The sequence below is a fragment of the uncultured Gimesia sp. genome (genome assembly GCF_937910335.1).
Classification (GTDB): Bacteria; Planctomycetota; Planctomycetia; order Planctomycetales; family Planctomycetaceae; genus Gimesia.
The window spans coordinates 27551-43004 of record NZ_CALEMX010000442.1 but is presented as its reverse complement, the minus strand read 5'-3'; the positions used below and the strand labels follow the sequence as shown (position 1 = coordinate 43004).

14 protein-coding genes are annotated in these 15454 nt (G+C 48.0%); 6 read left to right on the top strand and 8 right to left on the bottom strand.

What is annotated here, in order from left to right:
* Together Q0668_RS17640 and Q0668_RS17635 are read left to right on the top strand one after the other, a co-directional pair.
* Nucleotides 1-281 (top strand): hypothetical protein (locus Q0668_RS17640; RefSeq protein WP_298867017.1); only part of this gene is annotated, 281 nt, incomplete at its 5' end.
* Nucleotides 282-354: 73 nt separating this feature from the next.
* The gene (locus Q0668_RS17635) at nt 355-1788 is read left to right on the top strand and encodes a sulfatase-like hydrolase/transferase (protein ID WP_298867014.1); all 1434 of its coding nucleotides are present in this window, start codon (nt 355-357) and stop codon (nt 1786-1788) included.
* 199 nt (nt 1789-1987) lie between these two features.
* On the opposite strand, the gene Q0668_RS17630 is transcribed toward Q0668_RS17635, so the two are convergent.
* On the bottom strand, nt 1988-2404 hold the full coding sequence (locus Q0668_RS17630; RefSeq protein ID WP_298867012.1) for a hypothetical protein: 417 nt from the start codon (nt 2402-2404) through the stop codon (nt 1988-1990).
* Nucleotides 2405-3279: 875 nt separating this feature from the next.
* Here Q0668_RS17630 and Q0668_RS17625 point away from each other — a divergent pair.
* Nucleotides 3280-4845 (top strand): DUF1559 domain-containing protein, encoded by a 1566-nt coding sequence (locus Q0668_RS17625; RefSeq protein WP_298867010.1) that lies wholly within the window; start codon nt 3280-3282, stop codon nt 4843-4845.
* A gap of 65 nt (nt 4846-4910) precedes the next feature.
* Here the strand turns inward: Q0668_RS17625 and Q0668_RS17620 are convergent, their stop codons facing one another.
* The 4 genes from Q0668_RS17620 to Q0668_RS17605 all read right to left on the bottom strand — a co-directional run bounded on the left by Q0668_RS17620 (nt 4911) and on the right by Q0668_RS17605 (nt 10472).
* Nucleotides 4911-5573 (bottom strand): hypothetical protein, encoded by a 663-nt coding sequence (locus tag Q0668_RS17620; RefSeq protein WP_298867008.1) that lies wholly within the window; start codon nt 5571-5573, stop codon nt 4911-4913.
* A gap of 168 nt (nt 5574-5741) precedes the next feature.
* Nucleotides 5742-6209, bottom strand: a complete 468-nt coding sequence (locus Q0668_RS17615; protein ID WP_298867006.1) for a hypothetical protein — start codon at nt 6207-6209, stop codon at nt 5742-5744.
* A 164-nt stretch (nt 6210-6373) separates the two neighbouring features.
* Nucleotides 6374-9067, bottom strand: coding sequence for a glucosidase (locus Q0668_RS17610; RefSeq protein ID WP_298867004.1), 2694 nt, complete (start codon nt 9065-9067; stop codon nt 6374-6376).
* Nucleotides 9068-9377: 310 nt separating this feature from the next.
* Nucleotides 9378-10472, bottom strand: a complete 1095-nt coding sequence (locus Q0668_RS17605; RefSeq protein WP_298867002.1) for a hypothetical protein — start codon at nt 10470-10472, stop codon at nt 9378-9380.
* A 458-nt stretch (nt 10473-10930) separates the two neighbouring features.
* On the opposite strand from Q0668_RS17605, the gene Q0668_RS17600 reads away from it, so the two are divergent.
* Complete coding sequence (locus tag Q0668_RS17600; protein WP_298867000.1) at nt 10931-11566, top strand: hypothetical protein; 636 nt, start codon at nt 10931-10933, stop codon at nt 11564-11566.
* Between the two features lie 201 nt (nt 11567-11767).
* Here Q0668_RS17600 and Q0668_RS17595 read toward each other — a convergent pair whose 3' ends face one another.
* From Q0668_RS17595 to Q0668_RS17585, 3 genes are all read right to left on the bottom strand, one after another.
* Nucleotides 11768-12256: a DinB family protein gene (locus Q0668_RS17595; RefSeq protein WP_298866999.1), complete on the bottom strand. Its 489-nt coding sequence runs from the start codon at nt 12254-12256 to the stop codon at nt 11768-11770.
* A gap of 69 nt (nt 12257-12325) precedes the next feature.
* Nucleotides 12326-12664, bottom strand: a complete 339-nt coding sequence (locus Q0668_RS17590; protein WP_298866997.1) for a helix-turn-helix domain-containing protein — start codon at nt 12662-12664, stop codon at nt 12326-12328.
* An 81-nt stretch (nt 12665-12745) separates the two neighbouring features.
* Nucleotides 12746-13177 carry an SRPBCC domain-containing protein gene (locus Q0668_RS17585; RefSeq protein ID WP_298866995.1) on the bottom strand — a complete coding sequence of 144 codons (432 nt, stop codon included), beginning with the start codon at nt 13175-13177 and terminating at the stop codon, nt 12746-12748.
* A gap of 217 nt (nt 13178-13394) precedes the next feature.
* On the opposite strand from Q0668_RS17585, the gene aroE reads away from it, so the two are divergent.
* Together aroE and Q0668_RS17575 are read left to right on the top strand one after the other, a co-directional pair.
* Nucleotides 13395-14891 (top strand): shikimate dehydrogenase, encoded by a 1497-nt coding sequence (aroE, locus tag Q0668_RS17580; protein WP_298866993.1) that lies wholly within the window; start codon nt 13395-13397, stop codon nt 14889-14891.
* A gap of 11 nt (nt 14892-14902) precedes the next feature.
* Nucleotides 14903-15430, top strand: a complete 528-nt coding sequence (locus Q0668_RS17575; protein ID WP_298866991.1) for a shikimate kinase — start codon at nt 14903-14905, stop codon at nt 15428-15430.
* Nucleotides 15431-15454: the final 24 nt, after the last annotated feature.

Below are 15454 nucleotides of genomic sequence, written 5' to 3'. Positions count from 1 at the left end.
ATGGCGCAAATTACGTGCCAAAGCGAGGGAAGTCATCTGGGAAATGCGGGTTAAAGCTACTTCCATCTAAAAAAGGGGGCACGACTGCGCTGTATAAACAAATAAAAGTACCCAGAACCAAAGTGGTTCTTTTGGGACCTTCCTCTTGGTTGATGAGTGCAGTAAGGAATCGTCTCAGGCATGAAGATCACAATAGCCTAAACAAGCCCTGCTCAGGATACAAGAAAAATACCATCCTGTTACGATCTGGTAATGTGAATCAGGGACTGGCACTGGTATGATCGTAACGGGCGATCCTGATTTCAAACGGGCTTTTATTCAATACTTCGACCACAATGCAGAAAAGAGTAACTGATGCTGAATCAACGTAGCTTTTTAGCAGCGATGGAATTTATATTTTGCTTGTCCGCGACAGGAATATCCTTTGCCGCAACTTTGGAAAACTCTGGTAAACCCAACATCATTCTTGTGATGGCGGATGACCAGGGCTGGGGAGATACCGGCTATAATGGTCATCCGTTTGTGCAGACACCAGCACTCGATGCCATGGCCAAAGACGGCTTCGTATTTGATCGGTTCTATGCCGGCGCGCCGGTCTGCTCACCGACCCGCGCCAGCGTGATGACCGGGCGCAACCCGATTCGAACCAAAGTCACCAACCATGGCCGCTACATGCGCCCGCATGAACAGACCATCGCCGAGACGCTAAAAGCCAACGGATACGTAACCGGGATTTTCGGCAAAGTACACTTGGGTTCGGGACAACCAAACTCGCCCTGCAATCCCAGTGGCATGGGATTCGATGAATGGGTGGTCGGCCTCAACTTTTTCGACAACGATCCCTACTTGAGCCGAAAGGGAAAGATCGAGCATCGCCAGGGGAAGGGCTCGGTCATCCTGATGGATGATGCGATCGACTTCCTCAAGAAACACAAGGCCGGTGATCGTCCAATATTCACCGTCATCTGGTTCCCGTCTCCGCATGACCCGCACGCGGAAGTGCCGGATGGCCCCAGCCTCTACGATGGTAAACCGCATGCGGGCTACTACCGCGAGATTACGCTGCTTGATCAGCAAGTCGGACGTCTTCGGGCTGCGATCAGGAAAATGGGCATCGCAGAGAATACCATCGTCTGGTACTGCAGTGATAACGGCGGGTTGGTCAAGGAAACTTCCGGTGGCCGCGAGAGGAAGGGCAGCATCTACGAAGGGGGCCTGCGCGTGCCGGGGATCATCGAATGGCCCGCACGCAAGCTCAAAGGTCGAACCTCGGTACCCGCGTCGACCTTTGATATCTATCCAACCCTCTTAGCCATGGCGGGCATAGAATTGTATGCGCCGCATCCGCTCGATGGTATGGATGTCAGCGGCATCATTGCGGGATCGGTGACAGAACGCAGTAAGCCAATGGGGTTCTGGCACAAAATCCAGGGCGGGCAGGGAACTCGGAGCGACCGGATTCAGAAGGCGATCATGGAAAAGCAACAGGCCGGCGCACCGCTACCGCATGATCCACCAAGAATGCGCAAAGACGTCGACGAATTCCCGCAGTTTCCAGAACACACCACAACCGGACATGCCGCCTGGACCGATTGGCCTTGGAAGCTGCATCGTATCGGCGGCACAAAATTCGAATTGTACAACCTGACCGATGACGCGATGGAGAAAACCGATCTTTCCAAAGATCCCCAACAAGCCCCACGACTGGCAAGGATGCAGCAAGAGCTCGATGCATGGATGCGGTCAGTGATCCAAAGCCTCAATGGAAAAGATTATCAACAGAAATAAACGTATAAAGAGTTGCGCTAAACCACGCGAGTGAACGCTTAATAAACGATGTTAGGAACCACAGTTCGACGTAGCGTTGTTGTCGCCGTAATCTGTTTCAATAAGAGACGACGATTACTTTTCGTTGCGGATGAATTCCGCATATCAGTCTGTTTCACAGGAGGAAATCCTTCAGGAGTGTGTGCGGTCTAGAATCGTCTTAGTCGTTGTCTTCCCAAGATTCCTTTAATTCTCCGTATAAATCCGTCCTCGGCTGCGAAATGGCCTCCCAATCATCTGGACCATCGTTTATCCATTCCTGGCTAGTCCATGAGGCAGGATTCTGCGTAGAATCAAAATCCAACAATAGATAGCTGCGCCCATTGTATCGCTGCGTCCCCAACCTCTCACCTCTACTGAACAAGAGAAGTTCTGCGTTAATGTTAGGTGGCTCATTGTTTCTCATTTGAACCAACACAACCCCCTCAATACACATGTCAAGGATAGCGCCATTACCAATCGAACCCTGGATTGTCGTAACGGTCGACTCTCCCTCAACAATGTGGCGTTTGAAACAGGCTAGTGGGATGCCAATCGTTTCAGCGAGCGTATTCACCAGAGAGTCAGAAACGCTCACCAATTGGTCACGAGTAGGTTTGTTACTACAGCTATATTTGGAAACATCCATCTGATCTGTTAATTACCCTTCAGCGTTGAGTGTTACAACGGAAAGCCTTGTATGTCTCCTCTACAAAATCCGTTCGCCAATTATTTCGGTTCGACCAACGTGTATGTGGCTGATTGTCATATGCCGTAATGATTGCGAAAATATCCTCCCGGAGAATCACCTTGAAGTTCCCGTACTGCTTTTGACTTCGCCAAACACACTATAGAGATAGTTGTCTGTCACTGTCTCGAAAAATAAAGGTGTCCGGATCCAAAACTGTTCTTTTGGGCTTTTCTCTTGGTTAATGAATGCTTTCAAGGCCGAATTGTGCAGTCAGAAATCGTCGCAGCCCCAATGATCACAATAGCCTAAACCAGACACGGTCAGGATACAAGAAAAAATCAAAAGACGCCTTTAACGAGATCGATATTAACCGCGGTTAATGCCTTGCGACTGATCTTGTTTTTGATCATTAGCCGAATGGCGTTAGCCACGGTTACTCTCAGGTTGCAATGAACTATTGGAAATCAGAAACACTACCCGGCAAAAAGAGCGAGAGAACTCGATAATGCTGCTGAATGTTTTTATAATCAATCGTAACAGCATGTATTAGGGAAACGTGAGACGAGTCCGTATGATGTTTACAGAGATATTTTCTTGGAGGATTTGAAGACGATGAATCAAAGTATTCATAAGCAAGGATGATATAAGGAGGCAGGTCCAGTAATATCAATTGCTGCCCCCTTTTTATTACAGGTATTGGGCTATCAGGCACTAAAAGATATTCAACGGTTATTCAATGCACAATCTTTCACGTGTTACAATCTATGTTTGGAGAAATGAAAATGTCAATCATCGTTCGACACAAGCAGTCTTCGATACATCATCAGCACCCCGTGTTGGCGATTCTTTTGGCAGGTACTGTCAGCTTGCTGACACTCGCCGGCGGATGCAAGAAAGATCAGACCGCCGATACACAAGCAGCGAAGACACCTGCAGCGAAAACACCCGATGAAAATAGTTCTCCAAAGCCTGCTGCTTCAACTGACAAAACATCCACGACCTCCCGGAACAAGCCAATTGATCCATCAATGATCATTACGCCCGGCAAACGAATGAAAGTCGAACGCTATAAAAATGTTAAACAGAAGCTGAATACAATCGGCTTTGCTTTCCATACGTATCAAAACAAGAATGGTCCCTGTTTCATGCCAGACCCGGAAACGTATCCTCAATATTATGATAAAAATGGGCGGCTCAAGGTCAGTTGGAAAGTCCATCTTCTACCTTACTTGGATCAAAAACCTCTATATGAACGTTTTAAGTTGGATGAACCCTGGGACAGTCCGAACAATGCACCTCTTGCCAAAAATATGCCAGATATTTTTCGTTCTCCCGATACCCCATCTAATTCTGATTTGACTCGCTTCCATGTTTTTGAAGGGCAATGGGCCCCGAATTCAAAGGGTAAGAAAAAACCGACGACAGTATTCCCCCTTGGTAAAGCAACAAGTTTTCGTGACATCACAGATGGAGCATCAAATACAGTCATGCTTGTCGAAGTCGGCGCCGATCAGGCAGTCAAATGGACTAAGCCGGATGGGCTTGACGAGAAGTTACCACTCGAAGCTATGGGGAATACTGCTGAAGGTGTTCCTGCCTTATTCGTTGATGGAAGCGTCCAATGTGTCATGAAAAATGCGGGGGACGACATGTGGAAAAAATTGATTCGTCCAGATGATGGAGTGCGAGTCGAATGGCATAAGTTTATCATTGTTCACACAAGTCTCTCACCAGAACAGCTCAGGCAGCTCAATAACATAAAAGAAATCACACTTGCATTTCATAACTACCTTGATAAATTCAGGAGTTTTCCCCCTGCTAAAGAACACCTGACCAACGGGAAGTCACTTTTAAGCTGGCGGGTTCACCTGCTTCCGTTTCTCGGTGAAGCTGCGCTCTATAAAGAATTCCATTTGAACGAGCCTTGGGACAGTCCTCAAAACAAAGGTCTGATAAAAAAAATGCCGAAGGTCTTTAAGCTTGATCCTGGAACGAAACCGGGAGAAACACAGTTCATGACATTTTCAGGCGAGAAGACTCCCTTTACTGGCGGCCCTGGAGTAGGATTGAGAGATGTCACAGATGGATTTTCAAATACCATCATGTTAATTAAGGCAGCTCCGGACAAAGCGGTGCCGTGGACAAAACCCGTTGATCTTGTATTCGATCCCGTCGACCCCATTAAGCCTACAGGACAACATTCCAGTCCTGCCTTTATAGCGGTCATGATGGATGGTTCCATTCGTTATGTCCCCACAAACATCCCAGTAAAGGAACTAAAAAATCTAATTCAGCATAATGATGGTAACTTAATTAGAGTGGACCTGAAAAGAGTTAGCCTTCTCTAAGAAAGAAAGAGATAAGGGGTCAGGAACACGTAAAACGACACCTGACCTTTTTTCTCGTCTCCACCTTAGATCCCATCCCACACCGGCACTTCCAGAAACTCCGAAAGCGTACTCGCATCTTCACGAATCTTTTCCAAATTACCGTGGTCGATGACATTAGTACGCACGCCATCTTGGGAGACGAGATTCATTTCATAGCTGTAATACGAACTGTCGCTACCGCTGAGATATTCTGAAATTAACTGAATCGAATGGATCTCCTTGAAAGGCATCAGCAACTCATTGGCGGTGGCATACAGTAATTCGTCGTCCGGAATCTTTCCTTTCCAGAAACAGTCATGCTGCATATCGAACACAACCCGTTTGGTACCGAAATAAAACAGCAGGCCACCGGCTGATGTAAAGATCAGCCCGAACACTCCCAGGAAGAGTACCTCCGCTGTAAATATTTTTCCGCTCGAGATGCTTTGAGAGATGGCAATCATCGAGACTCCCACCCCGATGAAAAAAAAGATTAAGTAAAAAACGATTGCTCCCACCGTGGCACGGAACTCGTAGCGCTGGGGCGAGACCCGCACCAGCTTCCGCGTGCAGAAGTTCGAACCACCCTCTTTGAGCGGCGACCATTCCGTTTCCATCGCGATCGGATCGTCCAGTATCGCCGGATCAAACCGTTCACTCCCCTCTGTTGATAAGCTTTTTAGTTTGTCGATCAGCTTGCGAAACATGGACTGCCAGCCTTGATGAAGAAGTGATCCCCTATTGTCGATATGATATCATCCAATCATGCGAGTCGAGATACTAACTTCAGATAAAACGAATCCCGACGCTTTTATTCGTGTCATTTTATATTCACTGTGTATTGATAAGCTTATACTCAGAGGAATAAAATGATTCTATCGGAGCAATCGCTGTAGTTCATCGTCGGATAAATATGAAATTTCTTCAGATAAATCAGAATGAAATAACAATCCTGTAGATCTCGATGACGCTGCGTAAACGCAGCCACCAGACGTGACTGGATCAAGTTCAGTCAACGACCAAGAGCAATACTCATCACCACTCCAACTAACGCTTGCTCCCATTAAGACTATTTTGTTCAAAATTCCCTCCACTGTTTGACGCCATATTCTGTCCGACGGCCAAGTTTTGACCCAAACGGAAAAAATGAGGAAATTCCCCTCATCAGCCTCAATTTTTTGAACCAGAAACTCCGCTTCAAGGCTTTTTAATAGATCAGTGAGAGAAGAAATCTCATCTGGAAGTTTATCTTGACCCCAATAGCCATAAAAATTGATACCGGAAACCTCAATATGTCCGTCCTTAGCGAGCCAGACTATTCCTAGTTCATCGGCAGTTTTCATCTGAGTTCCCAGTTGATCATTGGTTGCAGCGATGGTGTGACAGCATTCACGAGATCCCCAGCCTTGATTTTTCCATGTGGTTCCTTGGCTAGAAACACAACAATGTCATAATTGTAAAACAGGTTCAACAGTGCTCGTTGGTGAGATGCTAGGAATCTTAAATATTATTTTTCCTCCTGGCATCGGCTGGCCAACGTACCAAGAATCGGCGAGATCAACGCCGTCCAGCCGGTCTGGTGGCTGGCGCCTAAGCCGCGTCCGGTTTCTGCGTCGAAGTATTCGTAGAACAATACCAGGTCGCACCAGTGCGGGTCGTTTAACAGATCGTCGGTGCGGTGATAACAGGGGCGGTCGCCATCTTCTTTCGAAAGAAACAACTTCGAGAGCCGCTTGCGAATTTCGTCGGCCACTTCCTGCAGATCCATATAGTTGCCCGAACGCGTTGGGCATTCAACCCGTAACGACTTGCCGTAGAACATGTGATAGCGTTCCAAAGCTTCAATCAACAAATAGTTGAGCGGAAACCAGATCGGACCACGCCAATTAGAATTGCCGCCGAACAAGCCGCTATCGGACTCCGCCGGCTGATACTGCACCCGCAGCATCTCGCCGTTCAATTCGTATTCAAAAGGATGTTCCTCGTGGTATTTGGAGAGGGAGCGGATACCGTAATTGGATAAAAACTCGTCTTCGTCCAACAGGTAACGCAACATCCGCAGCAGACGGTCACGCGTGGGAATCGCCAACAGACGCAGCCCGTCGTCAGAGGTTTCCGGATCACGTTCCATGTACGTCATGAACTTCGACAATTCGGGGCGGTTCTGCAAAAACCAGTTCATTCGTTTTTGAAAACCGGGCAGCTTGTTGATTTTTTCATCAAACAGCACGTCGACGGTAAACAGCGGAATCAATCCGACAATCGAGCGAATTTTCAGCGGGATACTGCGTCCATCAAGATAAAGGTGATCGTAATAGAAGCCATCCTCTTCGTCCCATAATCCGGTACCATCGAGCGAATTCATCGCTTCGGCGATAGAAACATAATGTTCGAAAAACTTCGAGGCCATGTCTTCATACGCGGGATTGTTGTCAGCCAGTTCAAAGGCAATCGATAACATGCTAGAACAGTAAAATGCCATCCAGGCGGTTCCATCTGCCTGTTCCAGATGCCCACCGGTCGGCAAAGGTTTCGAGCGATCAAAGATCCCGATATTATCCAGCCCCAGAAATCCACCGCTAAAAACATGCTTGCCGCGAATGTCTTTGCGGTTGACCCACCAGGTGAAGTTCAGCAACAGCTTCTGAAACACGCGTTCCAGAAAGTTACGATCGCGATCGCCGTTCGAAGCCGTCATCTGATACACGCGCCAACAAGCCCAGGCATGTACGGGCGGGTTCACATCACTGAAGTTCCACTCGTAGGCAGGCAGTTGACCGTTGGGATGCATATACCATTCGCGCAGAAACAAAATCGCCTGTTCCTTCGCGAAAAAGGGATCGGTTTTCGCAAACGGAATCAGATGAAATGCCGAATCCCAGGCCGCATACCACGGGTATTCCCACTTGTCGGGCATCGAAATGATATTGCGATTGTATAAATGCCCCCAGTCAGCATTCCGGGGATGCGGCGCGCCGGGAGACGCCGGTACGTTTTCCGTTTCGCCCTCTTTCGGATTTGGTAACGTACGGGGAATGGCATAATGATAAAACTGTTTTGTCCAGAGCAGCCCGGCATTGGCCTGTCGCATAACTTGTAATTCATCTGACGAAAGCCCCGGCGATACAAGCGACTGTGCATAGCGATCCGCTTCGTCAATCCGTTGTTTGAAGGTCTCGTCGAATGCCGCTCCAAACGCATCTTCGGGCAGGTTGTTGATGTTCGACATCCGCAATCGAATCTGTACCGAATCGCCGGCTGCAACAGTACACTGAAAATGAGCCGCCGCTTTGGTTCCCGCAGAACGCGGATTAACAACCCCTTCGATGCCATCGACCACCGCCAAATGAAACGCATCTTTGCAGGAAGGACGTCGGCTGTTGGGATCATCAAATCGCCACGTATTGGTTTCGTTTTCCGTAAAAAGCCACTGAGGGAGTTCACCGTCCGGACCAACATCGGTGTAAACATGAAAGTCGCCCAGTGTTTCGTGCTTGGCAACAAGCTGATCGTCTGCCGCACGGGTCAGGCTCGGCTTTTCAGTGGGACAATCAAGTATCGGCCCCCAGCCCCATGTATTGCGAAACCACCAGGAAGGAAGCAAATGCAGCGGAGCCGCCTCTGGCCCGCGATTGAATATGGTGAACCGGATTAAAATGTCTTCATCGGACGCCTTGGCATATTCCATCTCGACATCAAAATAACGGCCTTCATCAAAAATACCTGTGTGGGTCAGTTCAAATTCATCCTCGTTTCGTGAACGCTGCGCATTTTCTTCGCGAAGTCGGGCATACGGAAATTCAGTCTGCGGATATTTGTAGAGCGCTTTCAGATATGAATGCGAGGGCGTGGAATCGAGATAATAATAGGCCTCTTTGACATCTTCACCATGATTACCTTCAGGACCCGTCAGACCAAACAGCCGCTCTTTTAAAATCGGATCGTTGCCGTTCCATAAAGCCAAACCGAAGCAGAGCCGACATTGTCGATCACAAATTCCCAGCAGGCCATCTTCCCCCCAACGATAGGTGCGCCAGGTCGCTTCTTCATGAGTGAAATTCAGCCACGGATCTTCCGCACCGGTACTTTCGCGCACAGTCCCCCATTGCCGCTCTGACAAATAGGGACCCCAGCGTTTCCAGTTGGCACTCGACTCATGACGAGATTCAGCGACAAGTCTCTCCCATTCCGCTTCAGACATAAATGTTCCAGCTATTTCAATATTTAGTGAGAGGCAGACACGCCTCATAAATTTGTGAGATGTATGAATGTGCGTTCCTATGCAGGAATGCGCGTTTCGACGCACATCATACATTTATAAAGCGATAAATGCGAAGCCCAAAGGCGATCAATTCAGCCACTGGAATGTTGCTGGAAACTGTTCAGAGACAATCAGCAACATTTTCAACAATCGAAGAGACTGTAATGCCGCTTTCTTCCCTTGATAATGGAAGACTTTAGTCGCCCTGTTATTCCTGTGGCCGTGTTTTGTCTAAATCCTTCTTGACCTGCTATCTGCCGGGCACGTTCAAGCCGTCGACTGTAGTTCCTTTTGGGAAGTCCAGTTTTGTGAAGACATGGGGCGCTCGTTGTGGCGGATCAAGTGTGATACTTTTGACGTCATACAAAACACGCCACGATAATTCCCGTTTGTCTGTTGGTTTTTTAGACAGTGAATGATACTGGTCCCTATGTGCTTTCATGGGAAACCAGACGCCGGGACACAGTTCCTTCCATGCATCGACTCTGAATTCTGTGGTGGGAATTTCTTTTGACCTGTGGTACTTGTAATGTAATATACGCACGGGAATCAAATTCCGGTCACTGGCCAGCCAGATTTCGTTTCTGCTAACTGGTTTTCCCTTCGAGCCGATCCATTCCATCTGGACCTTGATACATTGCAGGCCCTGAAATTCCTCATTGCCCAGAATCTTTTTTTCGAAGTACATATGGTGCATGTCCGCACCCGAACCTGGGTAGGCTGTGATCGCTCTGGCTCCTTCCAGATATGTTGAGAGGGGAACGCGCGGCCCTCCGGTCCCACGTAGAAACATATGTGGGCGCGCTAGATTCGATACGCTTGGTATCTCACCAGAAATTTCACCACGGCTCATTGTCCTTCGAGGCTTGTCTTTCTTGTCTGGTATATGATCAAACGCCCAGAATTTGCGAAATGTATTTCCATCAAAGACATCAATATTTTCGTCGTTGATACTGATAGTATAATTCTCTGTTCCCACAAAATTCTGAACGGTTCCACGACCGTTCGATTTAAATTCTGAGCGAAATTTCTCACCCTGCAGATCAATGACGATGTCCGTCTCGGTTTGAATCTGTTTGTTGATGTCAGCCGGTTTAGGAAATTTTTCGTAGACGCTGATCAGGCTTAGTTTCAAATCAGCATACAATTTCTCATTTTTTTTCACATCCCGAATCAGATCCTGAACCACATCGTTTTGAGAAATGGCAGCTTTGGAAGTTTCCTCCGCTGCTTTCTTGTTTTGTTCCCCACGTATAGACAGTGGCAGGGCAAACCCCACCAGCAAGAGAGTGGTAATACAGGCGCAAAATATGAGACGTCTAGACGGAGTTCCCTGATGAATCATATTCACTTTCCTTTTCAATGGGGCGAAAGAGTATCAGTCCCCAAGTTTCACTTCGAATCAATGGTCTCGAATAGATACTTAACTGAGAAAATATGTGGGCACCACCATAACATGGTCGATTCGAATTCACACGATATGTATCTTAGTTAATCCGTTGAGGAAATCTAGAAAATCATCAAATTATTCTACCTCCGACGGGTGGTAAAAGGTGGGTGCAGGAGTAGTAATCTCCTTTTTCGCTTGCCGTTGCAAAAAATTAGTACGAGTTGGCATTGTTTTAATCTTGTGAGCGTTCTTGTTGTTGCCTCTGACAAATAATAGAATAGGCAGATTGTTCATCAGCTCCTGAAAGTTGATAGACTCACACTCGAAAGACTCTTTCTTTCGCAAATCCTCCAGGCAGAAGTGCCGCGGGTTCCAAAGTCAACTCAATTACCAACTAGAAAGTACCTCTTGAGATGAAATACACTTCGTACCTCTGCCTCTCCTTCACATTCATGGTTCCGAATCTGTTGATGGCTGATAAGAATGCGGAGATCGCGTCCGTTCTGGCGAAGACCGGAAAACCAACTCAGTCCGATTCCTTCAAGCACAATAAACTCAGCAAAAAATGGGCAGCGAATAAGGGGGAATGGAAGGTTACAGAGGGAGTGCTCACGGGTAAGGAATTGCAAGCAGACAAACACGCCGCCGTGTTGACCTGGAAATTGCCGAATCGGAATTCCATCATCCGCTGCTCATTCCAGCTCAAGGACAGCAAATTCTTTCATGTGAGCCTGAATCATCAGAAGGGGCATCTGTTCCGCATTATCGTCGACAAATCAGGCATGATTCTGCGGACCGACAAAAACAAGAGAGATCCAAAATCAAAGCCCATTACGTTAGCGCAGGCCAAGGGGAAATTAGACCCCGGCAAATGGTACACACTGCAACTGGAAATGCAGGGAGATAAAGTCGTCGCCCAAATCGACTGCGGCTTGAAAGTCGAAGGACAGCATTCCTCTCTCGATACCAACAAAACCGGCTACCGATTTATCATGAAAGGCGATTCACTCAATCTCGACGACCTTAACGTCTGGAAACTGGAAGATTAGCCATCCCGCGTGATGAGTTGATTCACAGGTTGGTGACACGCAAGCGTAAGCCCTGAAGATGATTCGTACCCGCCGATCCCGAAAATGTTAAGTTCGGAACAGGATCATTTTATTTCGTGATTTTCGTGCCTTTCGTGGTAGCATAAAAACCATATTTACCCGCCCGTTTTGCTTTTGCTATCAGACTCGCACACAATCACATCACATCATCAAAGGCGGTTTCCCAGCAGCATGGCGGGCCGCGGTCACGGTACCCGCGTGATTCATAACGTGCATGATCATTGCTAAATAACAATTGCCAACCGTCGAGAAGAACGGGTTCTCGGTATGATGGCTGGCTTTATCCAGATCGTCGTCGGTAAGTTGCTCTAGATAAGCCAGAGAGTCTTCGCGGATTGCATCGAACTTAGGTCGGAGTTCGTCATAAGTCGGATAGTTTTCCGGATCAGTATTCGGCGTCGTGCCTGCTCCAAACAGTTCTGCAAGTTCCGGAAAACGATTTGGCTTTCCCTGCAGACATTGATCCAGCAGAAACGATTCACTCACCGCAAGATGGCCCAGGATCCAGAGCGGATGATTTCCGCCAGGTGTAGATTCCACGAAAGGGGTCTCGCGCATGTCGTCCAGTAGCATGCAGGCGAACTGTTTACTACTCTCCAGGCCGTTCTTGATAAAGTCGATGGTATTCATGGTTCATTTCTCCTGTATGTAAAAACGCGTTTTATAATGATCGTACTCAACAAAAATGGCACGTGCCATTTATTTCCGTTTTCTGGTTTCTGATTCCAGTGATTTTTTCAGGCCCGTAAGTTGGCTGGCCCAGATCTCTTCATAACGACTGACCCAGCGTTCGTAAATCTGCCGAATGGGAATGACGTTAATGGAATTCACCCGAAAACGTCCCTCTTCCCGCGTATTCACAAGTCCCGCTTCACGCAATACATCCAGATGTTTCATTACACCAAAACGTGAAAGCGCAGGAAACTGGTCCACGATGGCGGTTGTCTTCTGTGGACCTTCGCGGAGAAAGTCCAGAATCGCGCGACGCGTGGAATCTGAAAGTGCTTTCCAGACAACGTCCAATGGGTCTGACATCATATTTACTTCCGTTTAAAATCCACTGTTTCACATCTGCTCTGTTTAACAGTCGGCAATCCCTGCACTGACTCTCGATTTCGACTACGCTTCACTGTCTGTTTTGATCGCATTCAGATAATGCTCCCAACCTTGTGTCACACCCTCTCGATGGGCTTCTTCAATCTGCCCCAGTGCTCGATGTCGCAATGAGACTCGCGTCCCTTCAGGAATTTCTTCCAGCCGAATTTGCAGATGACCCGATACAGGATACGACATAAACAGCGGACCACAAATCTCCAGAATATGAGGAGCCTTGATGACCTGCACGAATCCCCAAAGGTGACCACTATTCTCACCCAGATCTCGATACCAGCGACCGCCGGGCCGGCGCTCTAAAACCATCGGCATCGGTACGCCATCCGGTCGAACATTCTCCTCAGCGAGTCGTTTCAACATCCCTTCAAAAACAGCAGCCACTGGGGCATTAATCACGATTTGCTGATCTACATTCAGCATCAATTCCTCTAAATTCATCTTGGTTCTCCTTCGAAAAACCAGCCCTATTTAAATGTTACTAATAAGTAACGTAACTAGATTGTAACTTGATGTCAACGTTAATTCCATTGAATCAGGATTTTGGTTACACTGTGGACTCTCTTTGTCGATAAATTAGTCTATCTGCAGGGTAGCGCAAGGCTTTTGTGCTGATTCGCAGCCAGGACTGTTCAATATAGAAGGATGAAATAGATCAATGATTTGTGTCAGCATCGGTCGAACCCGACACAAAATGGTGAAGATGGAACACCGCGCTCTGGCAGAAAAAGGAGCGGAACTGGTGGAGTTGCGCCTGGATTGGATCGCAAGGCCCGCCGATGTGGATCGTCTCATTAAAGATCGTCCCACACCCGTCGTCATTACCTGCCGCAGACCGGCAGATAAAGGACGCTGGAACCGTTCCGAAGAACAAAGGCTGGCCGTATTAAGGACGGCCATCGTTTCCGAAGTCGAGTATGTCGATCTGGAAGAAGATATCGCCGATCAGATTCCGCGATATGGCAAAACCAAACGCATTATCAGTCATCACAATTTTGATGAAACACCTGATAACCTTGAAGACATTCACGCATCGCTCTGTAAGAAAGATCCCGACATCGTCAAGCTGGTTACAATGGCCAACTCTCCCGAAGATTCGATACGAATTTTGAAGCTGGTCGCCAATGCCAAGGTGCCTACGATTGGTTTCTGTATGGGGGAATATGGTGTAATCAGTCGGATCCTGTGCGGCAAATATGGCGCACCCTTTACTTACGCGACATTCAGTCGTGAAAGAGAACTGGCGCCGGGGCAATTATCATTTTCAGAAATGACCAAGATATATGGTTATGACCAGATCGGTCCGGAAACAGCCGTGTACGGCGTGGTCGGTGATCCCATTGCCCATAGTTTGAGCCCCTTGATTCACAATTTTGCGTTTCGTCACGATAAAATTGATGCCGTCTACCTGCCCTTCCGCGTGCCCAAAGACAGATTGACTGAAACTCTGCAGGAGTTTGAATGGCTGAATGTGCAAGGTTATAGCGTTACGATTCCACATAAAGCAGGCGCACTCAAACTGGCCGAAAATGCCGATGATGCATCAGAAAGTATGGGAGTAGCCAACACACTCATTCGTGATCAGAATAACGCCTGGCAAGCACGCAATACCGATTACAATGCCGCCCTCGACAGCATTCGACTCGGACTCGATCCGCAAGGAACAGCAACCGGAGATCCCATAAATGGTAAGCAGGTTCTATTGTTAGGGGCCGGCGGAGTCTCACAGGCTATTGGAGCCGGGGTGGTCAATGCCGGAGGTGCTCTAACCGTTTCCAATCGTAGTCGCAAACGGGGAGAAAAACTGGCAACCGAACTGGGATGTGCTTACTCTTCCTGGGAAAATCGGGGAAGCAGTTTTTATGACGTTCTGATTAATGGCACCTCTGTCGGCATGTACCCGAATGTCAATGAAACTCCGTTTCCGCAAAACTTTATGCACGACGATATGCTCGTCTTTGATACCGTTTATAATCCGGAAAATACACTGCTCCTCAAACAGTCGCGCGAAAGAAACTGTAAAACCGTTTCAGGAATCGAAATGTTTGTGAGACAGGCAGCTGCACAATACCAGCTCTTTACCGGGAAAGAACCTCCTTTGGAAGTTATGCGAAAAACACTGCGGACAGGAATTTCCGCAGTCGGAAAACTCTAAGGGAATCGCTTATGACGGTCATCACACTAATAGGATACCGGGGCAGCGGGAAGAGTAGCGTAGCTGCGCCCTTAGCCGAACGCTTAAGCTTTTCCTGGATCGATGCCGACGATGAAATCGAACGGGCAGCCGGAAAGTCGATATCACAGATCTTTGCCGACGAAGGGGAAACGCACTTTCGCCAGCTGGAACGCACGGTGATGCAGAGTTTACTCAGACGAGACAAGTTAATCATTGCCGCGGGGGGCGGAGCCATCCTGAATACAGAAACGCGCCAGGAAGTTCAAGACGCCGGACCAGTCGTCTGGCTGAAAGCCGACGTCAACGTTTTAGAGCAGCGCGTGTCACTCGATGTTTCAACAACCACTCGTCGGCCCGCACTCACTTCCAGTGCTTCCCAACGCGAAGAAATACAGAAACTGCTCGATCAGCGTGAACCCATTTATCAGGCATGCACCAGCATTACCGTCGATACCGATTCCAAAACGATTCTCCAGATCGTCGATGAAATAACAGACGCGCTGGATTTCACTCCTTAATACACGACGAAAGTTTTCCTGAAC

Excerpts from the sequence above, each read along its gene's own strand:
- Q0668_RS17595 (WP_298866999.1), bottom strand. The coding sequence starts at position 12,256 with ATGAATACCATCGACTTTATCAAGAACGGCCTGGAGAGTAGTAAACAG.
- Q0668_RS17620 (WP_298867008.1), bottom strand. The coding sequence starts at position 5,573 with ATGTTTCGCAAGCTGATCGACAAACTAAAAAGCTTATCAACAGAGGGG.
- Q0668_RS17605 (WP_298867002.1), bottom strand. The coding sequence starts at position 10,472 with ATGATTCATCAGGGAACTCCGTCTAGACGTCTCATATTTTGCGCCTGT.
- Q0668_RS17615 (WP_298867006.1), bottom strand. The coding sequence starts at position 6,209 with ATGAAAACTGCCGATGAACTAGGAATAGTCTGGCTCGCTAAGGACGGA.
- Q0668_RS17590 (WP_298866997.1), bottom strand. The coding sequence starts at position 12,664 with ATGATGTCAGACCCATTGGACGTTGTCTGGAAAGCACTTTCAGATTCC.
- aroE (WP_298866993.1), top strand. The coding sequence starts at position 13,395 with ATGATTTGTGTCAGCATCGGTCGAACCCGACACAAAATGGTGAAGATG.
- Q0668_RS17625 (WP_298867010.1), top strand. The coding sequence starts at position 3,280 with ATGTCAATCATCGTTCGACACAAGCAGTCTTCGATACATCATCAGCAC.
- Q0668_RS17600 (WP_298867000.1), top strand. The coding sequence starts at position 10,931 with ATGAAATACACTTCGTACCTCTGCCTCTCCTTCACATTCATGGTTCCG.
- Q0668_RS17635 (WP_298867014.1), top strand. The coding sequence starts at position 355 with ATGCTGAATCAACGTAGCTTTTTAGCAGCGATGGAATTTATATTTTGC.
- Q0668_RS17575 (WP_298866991.1), top strand. The coding sequence starts at position 14,903 with ATGACGGTCATCACACTAATAGGATACCGGGGCAGCGGGAAGAGTAGC.
- Q0668_RS17585 (WP_298866995.1), bottom strand. The coding sequence starts at position 13,177 with ATGAATTTAGAGGAATTGATGCTGAATGTAGATCAGCAAATCGTGATT.
- Q0668_RS17610 (WP_298867004.1), bottom strand. The coding sequence starts at position 9,067 with ATGTCTGAAGCGGAATGGGAGAGACTTGTCGCTGAATCTCGTCATGAG.